Genomic DNA, 10309 nt, shown 5'->3' on the forward strand with positions numbered 1-10309 from the left:
CTTCCTCCGGTCACGCCACCGCCGCGACGATCTCCGCTTCCGCCTCGGCAAACCCCTGCTTCGCCGCGTCCGGCCCCATGTTCAGCCCTTCGGCGTAGATGAAGCTGACGTCGGTAATGCCGAGGAAGCCGAGCACAGTGCGCAAGTACGGTACCTGTGTATCGAATGCGGTATCGCGGTAGCGTCCGCCACGCGCCAGGCCGACATAAACCTTCTTGCCTTTTAGCAGCCCCTCCGGACCTTTCTCCGTATAACGGAAAGTGACACCGGCACGAGCGATGGCATCGATCCAGCTCTTGAACTGCACCGGCACGCCGAGGTTGTACATCGGAACGCCCAGCACGATCACATCGGCTGCCTGCACCTCGGCGATCAGCGCGTCGTCGAGCGCCACACGTGCGGCTTGCTCCGGGGTGCGCAGGTCCGCCGGCGTAAACAAGGCGCCCAGCGCGCTCTCGTCGAGAATCGGGTGCGGATCGGTCGCCAGGTTGCGCAGGATGAGTCCCGCAGACGGATTCGCCGCTTTCAACTTGGCGACGATGCTGTCGGCGACGCGGGTGGAATTGGCGCCATGACGGGCGCTGGAATTGATTTGCAGGATGTTCATCCGGATCTCCTTGGGTTTGCGATGACGATGGGCAGACTTTATTCCCGCGCTAAATGGTCCGGAAGACGCTTATTCGGATAACATTGTTCCACTTATGGAACAATTAGACCCCAACGACCTGTTGATCTTCGCCCGCGTTGCCGAAATGGGCAGTTTCAGCCGTGCCGCCGAACAAATCGGGCTGCCGAAATCGACCGTATCGCGGCGCATCACGCTGCTGGAGGAGCGCCTCGGCGAACGGCTGATGCTGCGCACGACGCGGCGCCTGACGCTGACCGAGTTCGGCCTGCAGTTGCTCGAACACGCCCGGCAGGTCGCCGCCGAGGTCGATGCCGTCAAGGCGCTTTCCGAATACCGCCAGGCCCGCCCGAGCGGACGACTGCGCGTATCGATGCCGAGCGACTTCGCGACGTTCTTGTTGACCGACATGCTCGCCGCCTTCGTCACGCTGCATCCGGAAGTCTCGCTCGAACTCGACCTCTCGCCGCGCCGCGTCGATCTGCTCGGGGAAAACTTCGATCTGGCGATCCGCATCGGTGACTTGCCCGACGACGCCCTCCTCGCCGCACGAAAACTTGCCGATTTCGACGCTGGGCTCTACGCCGCTCCCGCCTACCTCGCCGATCATGGCGATCCGCAAACGCCTGCCGATCTTGCCGCACACCGCTCTCTGCGCCTGCTCGGACGCCAAGGCGAGCCGATCACCTGGCGACTACGGCACGGTGACGAAATGTGGGAAGGACTGCCGCCGGGGTCCGCCACGGCCAACTCACCGGAATTGCTGATCCGCCTCGCCATCGCCGGCGCCGGTATTGCCTCGGCGCCCACCATCTTCGCGCAGCCCAGCATCCGCAGCGGACTCCTGCGCCGCGTGCTCCCCGCCTGGACGCCACCGTCGCATACCGCCTGGGCAGTCTTTCCGGGCCGGCGGCTGATGCCGGCGAAAACCCGGGCGTTCATCGAGATGCTGCTCGCCGCCATGACATAATGCGGCCGCTCTATTACTAAAGTCAGTTTTTTTGATTTCGACGTGAATTACGTCACGCAAGCCCGGCAAGCCCGATGCTACCCTACAATCGCCTTCCGGATAACCGGTTGCGCGAGGTTCCTGGCTACAAGAGAAGTTGCAACACATTCCGTCAACACGGAATCAATCACGAGGACATCCATGTTTCTTTTCGACGAAAAACGCAAGCAGTCAGACCGGAGAACCAGAGATGATGGTCCGCCGGAAGGGTGCCGTGAACGTCGAAGCGCCAACGACCGCCGGCAGACTGTCATTGCCGAAATCACACTGCAGGAATGGACCCGGCATTTCCTCAGGTTCCAGGAAACGGGCCTGTCCAAGCATCACCTGCCAGACAACGCGGCAAACGCGCCTGCAACGAAGATAAAAACAACGGCCTGATGTAACGCAGCTTCAGGCTGGCGGAGGAGGCATTACCGCCCCGCGCCCTGTTGCTCTGTCAGTTATTCCCCGTCTCGCCGGTACGCATGTCATGCCAGCGCATCGGCGAAATGCCGTACTGCCGGGAAAGTTGCGTCGCGAACGCCTCGAACTCCGTCCGCATATTCGCCTGTTTGTACAGTTCGAGCAGGCGCATCGACGTTTTGAACGAGTTGGCCGGGTGCGAGTCAATGAAACTCTTGAGCACATCGATGGCACTCTGGGTCTGACCGTAGGCCAGCATGATGTCCGCCATTTCCACCGGACGCTCGACCTCCTCGGGATCATCCGCCGGACGTGGCGCCGGATTCGCCGACTCGACAACCGGTGCTTCCTCCGGCTTTGGCTGCGGCTTCGGACTCACCATCTGCGGCTTGGGCATTCGCTGGCCGTCCTTCCCGCCGCCGATCATCGCCTCGACAACATTGACCTGCTGCGAGTCTGACGAAGCCGGGGCACTCTTGGCGCGGCGGTAAAGAAGGGTGCCCAAGCCAACCCCGAAACCCAGCACACCGAGCAGAAGCACACCGACATCGAGCCCGTCTGCGGCATCGGCAACCGGGGCCACCTCCGGCGCCGGCGGCGCCGGTGGAGTGATGGCGGGAGGCTCGACGGCTTTCTCGCTCTCGACCGGACTGGCCTGGCTCGCCAGACTGTCCATGCCGGTTGATGCAGCAACGGCCGGCGCGGCGTTGGAAGGCGCTGGCTCCGGCGGTTTCTCGGCCTCCAGGTTGGCGAGATTGATACGCGCAACATTCAGCTCGACGGAGATGAGCCGTGTCTCCAACTCCGCCAGCAGCGTCTGCACGGCCGGCGGCGGCGAAGGATACTGCTCGCGCAACGACTTCATCTGGGCGCGCGCACTGATGATCTGCTGCTCGACGCCGCTGATCCTGGCACTCAGTTCGGCGCCGACCTGAGCCGGGGAAAGCTCGCCAGCCGGCTGTTGAAACAGCGGCTCGTTGGAAGAAAGCACCAGCCGATCGTCCGCTTCCGCCGCCTTGACCGGAGCGGTTTTCGTGGGCTTCGGCGCCGCCGCGGGTGCTGGAGCAACCGCACGCTCGACTTTCTTGCGTCTGGTCGGAGGCGGCGGATAGTTGAGATCGACGCCTTCCGGCAACAATTCATCGCCAGCCGAAGAGCTTAGCCAATCCGGATTGAGCGCGACCATCTGACCGACAAAACGCCTCTGTGCCGCCTTGCTGCGCGGGTACAACCGGCGCGCCATGTCCTGCGCCGTTTCCCCGGGCTGCGCCGTGCGGGCCGAACTCACCACTGTCCGGCGCGGCTTGTCTTCTCTCGCAACGGTCGACGCTGCGGGAGCCACGACAGTCGTACGGCTCTCACGGGAAACCACCGGCAAGCTTGCAACAGCTTCCTTTGGCGGCGGCGAAAGCAAGGCGACGAAATGGCGGGTAAGGTAGGTTCCGCAGCCGGTGTAAATCGCCAGTTGCACGACCGGATCGGCGACTTGCCGCCGCGTGCTGATCAGCAGGCGGGGCGGATTCGCCTCGAAGGCGATATGTGCATTTTCCAGCCACGGAGCGTCGGATATCGCCTCCGGCGCTGTCGTCGCCAGATGGAAACATCCTTGCGAAATCGACTCCGTCGCATTGACAACAGGTATTTCAGCCCTGAACCGTTCACCGAGCGCACTCAGTACTCGAAGTTCACCGAGTCCCGCTGCGTTTGCCGAGAATGGCAATGTGAGGCAAAAAGCAAGTGCTAGCAATCGGTGACCTGGTACGCGCATGGCGAAGTTCTCCCTTGAAACACTCGGATTTTATAGCACTGAGTTCATTGGACTCTGTGAACTATTCCCCTTTTCTTGCTTCAACACTGCCACATTTTTCTCTGGACAACGCCAAGTTCTCGCGCTCATCGGCTGTTTGTCTATCGGCCTTTCGGCATAGTTACAACATCTTTCGCCAGCGCGACACTCATTTGAGACAGCGCGCGACGCAGGGCGGTGACCACCGCTTCGTGACCACTCCCCGGCATCGGCTCATCGATCGTCGTACGTCCCAGCGCCGCCACATCGCCCGAGACGGGGCGAATCGACCAGGCCGCTTCAAGCTGGATACTCCCCCCGGCCACTGTATCGATTCGCTCAATCGTCACCTGAATGCGCAAATCCGGTTTTGCGCCGGCAAAATCGTCGCGCAGCCAGATATCCGGGCTACCGAGCAAGCGTCGCAGGTCGCGCGCGACGACACGCGGCACCTCGCTTTTGAGTGGAGCCGCCCAACGGTCGAACTCACTGATTACGACCTCGTTTGCAGATTTCGTGAGCACAATCTGTGGCCGATCCCACAACTCGGGGATACGCACGGAGACAAGTTCGATGCGCCGCAACTGCGCGTTCGTTGCGACACGATCGTCCGCCACCGACTCGGTGCCGAGGGTGTAGAGGCGTGACGGCGGCGTGGTGCCGCAAGCAGCGAGCAGGAGTGCGCCGAGCACCAGCGCCGGCAGAGCGTTCTTCATGGATTATTCCTCCCTGGCCTTGCCCCGGATCAATGACTCGGGGTGGCGTGACTGGTATTCGAGGACGGTGCGCGCCTCCGCCGCGGCCCGCGACACTTCGCGCAGGGTGTCGCGCAGATCCTGCTGCAGCATCGAATCGTCGGCCAGTTGCCGCTCGACGCTCTTCAGCGTGCCGTCGAGCGCCTTGATCGCGTCGCGCACGTCTTCGGAAATCTTGTCCAGCGGCAAGGCGTCGAGTTTCCTGACCAGATCGCCGACCAGCACGATCAGGTCGGCGGCCTGCTGTTCGAACTTGACCAGCGAACCGGGAATCGTCGGCAGGATCGGCGGATTGCTCTCCCAGGCTACGGGTGCGCGCGGCGCGTCCTTGAAGTAATCGAGCGAGATCAGCAACTGCCCCGAAACGAGGCTGCCGGTACGTAGTTGACCGCGCAGGCCGCCGGCCACCAGGACATCCAGCCCCTCGCGCACGGACTTCACCGTTTTCCCCTTGCGGATATTGATCTTGCTCAGACGGTTGGGATAGAGCTCTATGTCGACGGCCATCTTGACAACACCGCGTTTTTCGTCGATGTCGCCACCAACGTTGGTCACCTTGCCGACCTCGAAGCCGCGGAAGTCGACCGGTGCGCCAACCGCGAGGCCGCGGATCGACTCGTCGAAGAGCATGCGCACCTGGATCACCTCGGTATCTTCAACGGCCATCGCCTGCGCCTTGCGCTCGAACAGCCGGAAAACCGCATCGCCCCCGACCGGCTGCGCCGCCTCCGGATTGCCACGCGTCTCGAAGGCGATGCCGCCCGACAGTAAGGCGTTGAACGACTGCGTATCGACGCGGACGCCGCCCGCACTGAGTTCGACATCGATGCCGCTCGCCTCCCAGAAGCGCGTCTGGGAATTGACGAAGCGGTCGTACGGCGCCCGGACGAACACCTGGATGTTGACACCCTTCCCTTCCCGGTCCATCTCGTAGTTAACGACCTGCCCGACGGCCATCCGCCGGTAGTAGACCTGCGACCCGGTATCGAGCGATCCGAGCTGAGTCGCCCGCAGAAGGTAATGCCTGCCCGGCTCGGTGAAGGCCACAAGCGGCGCACGATCGAGCCCCTGAAACTCGCGCTTCTCCACACTCGACTTGCCGACGTCCATGCCGATGAACGCCCCCGAAAACAGCGTTCCCAGCCCCTCGACGTTGGTGCCACTGACGCGCGGACGCTCCACCCAGAAACGCGCATCCTCGACCAGCAGCGGCTCGGCCGACTTGGCCATGCGGATCACCGCGCGGACGTGCTGCAGATCGCTTGAGAGCTCCACCCGCTCGACGGTGCCGATCTCGACGTTCTTGTAGCGCACCTTGGTCTTGCCGGGCTCGATCCCATCGGCGGTCCTGAACGTCACTTCGATCTCCGGCCCACGCTGCATCGCCGTGCGCACGACCAGCCCGACCCCCACCAGGAGGGCGATCAGCGGCACCAGCCAGACCAGCGACCAGCGGGTTTTCCGCCGCTCGACCACGGCCGTCGGAATCTCGTCCGGGGGTATCTCGGAAAAATCAACCAAGGGAGTCTCCTGTTGGATAACGTTGCTCCTGCGGATCCCACAACAACCGGGAATCGAAGGACATCGCAGCGAACATCGTGATGACGACCAACGCGGCGAAAGCGATGGCGCCAGGGCCGGGATCGATCGACGCCAGCGCTGAAAACTGCACCAGTTGCGCCAGCAAGGCCACGACGAAGATGTCGAGCATCGACCATTTGCCGACGAACTCGACCATCCGGAACAGCCGCGTACGCTGCAGCGGCTCCCAGCGCATCCGCCGCTGCGCCGAATAGGTGAGGAAAGTCAGCGCCAGCAGCTTGGCGAGCGGCACGAAAATGCTCGCCGTAAAGATGACGATCGCCAGATCGTAGGCCCCGTCGCGCCAGAAATAGGCGACGCCGCTCATGATCGTGTCGGCCTGCTCGCCGAACAGCGAGCGGGTGACGGTGATCGGCAGGATGTTCGCCGGAATCAGCAGGATGTAGCCGGCAATCAGCAGCGCCCACGTTCGCCCGAGGCTGTCCATCTTGCGCCGGTGCAGCGCCGCACCGCAGCGGGGGCAATGCCTGCGCTGCGTCTCGCCATCGCCCGGCCAGTGGCTGAGCAGCCCGCAGGCCGGGCAGCAGACCAGCCCGCGCGACAAGGCGGAAAAGCGCAGCTCTCCCGCCCCACGATTGCGATGCGCGACCGGGGGAATCTCCCGCCGCGACAGGTCCGCATAACACGCCCACACGGAATGCAGATCGTAGGACGTGGCTGACGCCACCGACGCCAGCATCAAGGCCAGGAACGCCCACAGCCCGTAGCCCGGCGACACGTCCGCGAGGTGCGAGAGCTTCACCATGGCCACGATGATGGCCAGCATGAACACATCGAACATCAACCAGTGCGACGCTGCCGTCAGGACGCGCATCAAGCGCGTGAAATGCGGGACGACGCGCCCGAAGCGCAACGGCAGGAGAATGCCGACCTGCAGCAGGAACAGCAGCGCCGGCGCAACGATCAGCACACCGATGACCAGCGCCGCCACACCCGACTGCCCGGCCCGCGACAAGGCGAGCGCGCCGGAAAAGAGGGAGGTCTCGGTGTGCTGGCCGCTCACCGAAAGAGTGACGACCGGAAAGACGTTGGCCAGCAGCAACAGGATCAGTCCCGCCAGGCTCCACGCGACGGCGTGGTCCAGCGGCTTGCCGGGATGCCGCAACAGGACGCCGTTGCAGCGCCGGCAGCGCAGCGCGACGTTGCCCGGCGCATCGATCGGCACATCAACCACGCGCTGAACGAGATCGCACTCGTGGCAGGCGATGAGGTGGTCGTGTGGAACTGCGGGGTCGTTCATCGTGGGAAATCCGGCGTTGCGCGGCGGGAGCGACGCCATTTTAGCCGCCGGCGTAGCGAACCGGGGTCTTCTGACGCATCGCCGACTGCGCCACGTGATCGAGCGGCAGCACATGCGTCTGCTTGACCTTCTGCAGCGCGATGCTGCTCTTCACGTGTGCCACGCCGGGCAGCCGCAGCACGTGCGACATCATCAGTTCGGAAAACGCCTGCAGATCGGGGGCGACAATACGCAGGAAGTAGTCGGCGTCGCCGGTCACCGAGTGGCATTCCAGCACTTCGGGGATGGCTGCCACGGCGCTCTCGAAGGCCGCCGATTCGGTCCGGCCGTGACGCTCCAGCAGAACGTGGGCGAACGCGATCACACCCAGGCCAATGGCCACCGGATCGAGCAGCGCCGCATAGCCCGCAATCAACCCGGATTCGTTCAGGCGCTGCAAGCGGCGGCTGATTTGCGAGGCGGAAAGATTGACGACGGCGCCAAGCGCAGCGTTAGTCGCATTGGCGTCACGCTGCAACGCATCGAGCAACACCAGATCGTAGCGGTCGAGAACAATTTCCTGCACATTAACCTCCATTTGCGCACATAACTTGCGCACATGAACGGTTTATAGCACAACAACGAACACTCTTTTCGCGGTTGCAGGGCCAGAATTATTGCTTCGGCACGATGATGCACAAAGACCTCGTCATACCGGCGCAGGCCGGTATCCAGTATCGGAGAGCAATCGCCGACTGGACCCCGGCCTTCGCCGGGGGTGACGAGTTTATACATCACCTTGCCGAATCAACAGATCATTCCAGCCAACCACCGGACACCGCCATGAACCTCACCGAATCCCTCCTGCACGCACTGAAAGCCCACGGCGCGCAGCAAATCTTCGGCATCCCCGGCGACTTCGCCCTGCCCTTCTTCCGCATCATCGAGCAGACGCAGATCCTGCCGCTGTACACGCTCTCGCACGAACCGGCGGTCGGCTTCGCCGCCGACGCCTCGGCACGCGTCAACATGGGCCTCGGCGTCGCCGCCGTCACCTACGGCGCGGGCGCGCTGAACATGGTCAACGCGGTCGCCGCGGCCTACGCCGAAAAATCCCCGCTCGTCGTACTCTCCGGTGGCCCGGGCAAGGGCGAATCGCGTTCCGGCCTGCTCCTGCACCATCAGGCCAAGACGCTCGATTCGCAGTTCCAGATGTACCGCGAGATCACCTGCAACCAGGCGCGCCTCGACGATGCCGCCCGCGCCCCTGCCGACATCGCCCGCGTGCTCGGCAACTGCCTGCGCCACTCGCAGCCGGTCTATATCGAGATCCCGCGCGACATGGTGGCGCAACCGTGCGACACGGTGACCCGCGCCGCGCCACCGGACATCGACGACGACGCGCTCGATGCCTGCGTCGCCGAAATCCTCGCGCGCCTCAAGCAGGCACGCTCGCCGGTGCTGATGGCCGGCGTGGAAGTGCGCCGCTTCGGCCTCGAAGACAAGGTCGCGCAACTCTCGCGCCGACTCGGCCTGCCGGTCGTCACCAGTTTCATGGGCCGCGGCCTGCTGGTACATCACGACGCGCCGCTGATCGGCACCTACATGGGCGTCGCCGGCCTGCCGCACGTAACGCGGCTGGTCGAGGAATCGGACGGCCTGTTCCTGCTTGGCGAGATTCTCAGCGACACCAATTTCGCCGTTTCCGAGCAAAAGATCGACCTGCGCAAGACCATCCAGGCGCTCGATGGACAGGTCACGCTCGGCTACCACACCTACCCCGAAATCCCGCTAAACGCGCTCGTCGACCGCCTGCTCGCCACCGCGCCGGACGCTGGCGCAACAATCACGGCGCAGCGGCAGAGCTTCCCCTGCGGCCTCGTGGCCGACAACGCAACGCTTACGCCGACCGACATCGCCACGGCGGTCAACGACCTGATGGCCGTCCACGGAAAAATGCCGATCGCCGCCGACATGGGCGACTGCCTGTTCACCGCGATGGAAATCGAGTTCACCCCGCTCGTCGCCCCCGGCTACTACGCCACGATGGGCTACGGCGTGCCGGCCGGCCTCGGCATCCAGGCAGCCACCGGGCAGCGGCCGCTGATCCTCGTCGGCGACGGCGCCTTCCAGATGACCGGCTGGGAGCTGGGCAACTGCCGCCGCTACGGCTGGGACCCGATCGTCCTGCTGTTCAACAACGCCAGCTGGGAAATGTTGCGCACCTTCCAGCCCGAATCCTCGTTCAACGACCTCGGCCACTGGGGCTACGCCGAAATGGCCGCCGGCCTCGGCGGACACGGCGTGCGCGTCGGCACGCGGGCAGAGTTGAAGGCGGCGCTGGACGAAGCCATCACCGCCCGAGGCCAGTTCCGCCTGATCGAAGTCACGCTGCCACGCGGGGTGCTCTCGGCAACGCTGCAACGGTTTGTGGCGGGGGTGAAGCGGCTGTCGGGGGCGAAGTAGTTCGGCTTTGCCAGACACCCGTCACGCCCGCATCAGCGAATCACAACTCGCATTGCCTCCTGTCGCGGTATCGTTGAACAGCGTCGGAACTCACACTTTCGGCCAGGGGACTAAACCGCTCGCGCGGTAGGGGTGGCGCTCAACCGTAGCGGTGTGTTCTGGACAGCAAGAGGTTTGCGACGGCAGGAAGCTGCCGATGTTGGATATGAGGCAATCCCGCCTCGATTTCCGACAGGAGCAAGCCATGGAAAGCCAGAAACCTATCAGTCCGTTGCGGCAACGCATGATCGACGACATGCGGATGCGCAAGCTGTGCGACAAGACCCAGACCGGCTACCTGCGTGCGGTACGGCAGTTTGCCAAGTACCTTGGGCGCTCGCCCGATACGGCCACGGTCGAAGAGCTGCGCAATTACCAGCTGTATCTTGTTGATCACGGCATT

10 protein-coding genes are annotated in these 10309 nt (G+C 63.8%); 4 read left to right on the forward strand and 6 right to left on the reverse strand.

Features of this window, described 5'->3' with window-relative positions; translation table 11 throughout:
* Positions 1–10 precede the first annotated feature (10 nt).
* Positions 11–607: an FMN-dependent NADH-azoreductase gene (locus tag BO74_RS05680; protein ID WP_496440703.1), complete on the reverse strand. Its 597-nt coding sequence runs from the start codon at positions 605–607 to the stop codon at positions 11–13.
* Positions 608–701: 94 nt separating this feature from the next.
* On the opposite strand from BO74_RS05680, the gene BO74_RS05685 reads away from it, so the two are divergent.
* Both BO74_RS05685 and BO74_RS05690 read left to right on the forward strand, forming a co-directional pair.
* A complete protein-coding gene (locus BO74_RS05685; protein WP_496440705.1) occupies positions 702–1595 on the forward strand; it encodes a LysR family transcriptional regulator in 894 nt (297 codons plus the stop codon).
* 180 nt (positions 1596–1775) lie between these two features.
* On the forward strand, positions 1776–2015 hold the full coding sequence (locus BO74_RS05690; protein WP_496440707.1) for a hypothetical protein: 240 nt from the start codon (positions 1776–1778) through the stop codon (positions 2013–2015).
* A gap of 58 nt (positions 2016–2073) precedes the next feature.
* Here the strand turns inward: BO74_RS05690 and BO74_RS05695 are convergent, their stop codons facing one another.
* The 5 genes from BO74_RS05695 to BO74_RS05715 form a co-directional block, all read right to left on the reverse strand.
* Complete coding sequence (locus BO74_RS05695) at positions 2074–3807, reverse strand: type IV pilus assembly protein FimV (protein WP_496440709.1); 1734 nt, start codon at positions 3805–3807, stop codon at positions 2074–2076.
* A 140-nt stretch (positions 3808–3947) separates the two neighbouring features.
* Complete coding sequence (locus tag BO74_RS05700; RefSeq protein ID WP_496440711.1) at positions 3948–4541, reverse strand: PqiC family protein; 594 nt, start codon at positions 4539–4541, stop codon at positions 3948–3950.
* 3 nt (positions 4542–4544) lie between these two features.
* Positions 4545–6101, reverse strand: a complete 1557-nt coding sequence (locus tag BO74_RS05705; protein WP_496440713.1) for a PqiB family protein — start codon at positions 6099–6101, stop codon at positions 4545–4547.
* Complete coding sequence (locus tag BO74_RS05710; protein ID WP_496440715.1) at positions 6094–7422, reverse strand: paraquat-inducible protein A; 1329 nt, start codon at positions 7420–7422, stop codon at positions 6094–6096. Before BO74_RS05710 ends, BO74_RS05705 begins: the two co-directional genes overlap by 8 nt.
* Before the next feature lie 40 nt (positions 7423–7462).
* A complete protein-coding gene (locus tag BO74_RS05715; RefSeq protein WP_496440717.1) occupies positions 7463–7987 on the reverse strand; it encodes an Lrp/AsnC family transcriptional regulator in 525 nt (174 codons plus the stop codon).
* 257 nt (positions 7988–8244) lie between these two features.
* On the opposite strand from BO74_RS05715, the gene ipdC reads away from it, so the two are divergent.
* Both ipdC and BO74_RS05725 read left to right on the forward strand, forming a co-directional pair.
* Complete coding sequence (gene ipdC, locus BO74_RS05720; RefSeq protein ID WP_496440718.1) at positions 8245–9867, forward strand: indolepyruvate/phenylpyruvate decarboxylase; 1623 nt, start codon at positions 8245–8247, stop codon at positions 9865–9867.
* Between the two features lie 244 nt (positions 9868–10111).
* Positions 10112–10309, forward strand: a 198-nt coding sequence (locus tag BO74_RS05725; protein WP_496440720.1) for a phage integrase N-terminal SAM-like domain-containing protein, incomplete at its 3' end; no start/stop codon positions are given.

It is taken from the genome of Propionivibrio pelophilus DSM 12018, assembly GCF_059569095.1.

Bases quoted from the DNA above. Each gene is read 5' to 3' on its own strand.
- ipdC (WP_496440718.1), top strand. From the start codon at position 8,245: ATGAACCTCACCGAATCCCTCCTGCACGCACTGAAAGCCCACGGCGCG.
- BO74_RS05690 (WP_496440707.1), top strand. From the start codon at position 1,776: ATGTTTCTTTTCGACGAAAAACGCAAGCAGTCAGACCGGAGAACCAGA.
- BO74_RS05700 (WP_496440711.1), bottom strand. From the start codon at position 4,541: ATGAAGAACGCTCTGCCGGCGCTGGTGCTCGGCGCACTCCTGCTCGCT.
- BO74_RS05695 (WP_496440709.1), bottom strand. From the start codon at position 3,807: ATGCGCGTACCAGGTCACCGATTGCTAGCACTTGCTTTTTGCCTCACA.
- BO74_RS05710 (WP_496440715.1), bottom strand. From the start codon at position 7,422: ATGAACGACCCCGCAGTTCCACACGACCACCTCATCGCCTGCCACGAG.
- BO74_RS05685 (WP_496440705.1), top strand. From the start codon at position 702: ATGGAACAATTAGACCCCAACGACCTGTTGATCTTCGCCCGCGTTGCC.
- BO74_RS05680 (WP_496440703.1), bottom strand. From the start codon at position 607: ATGAACATCCTGCAAATCAATTCCAGCGCCCGTCATGGCGCCAATTCC.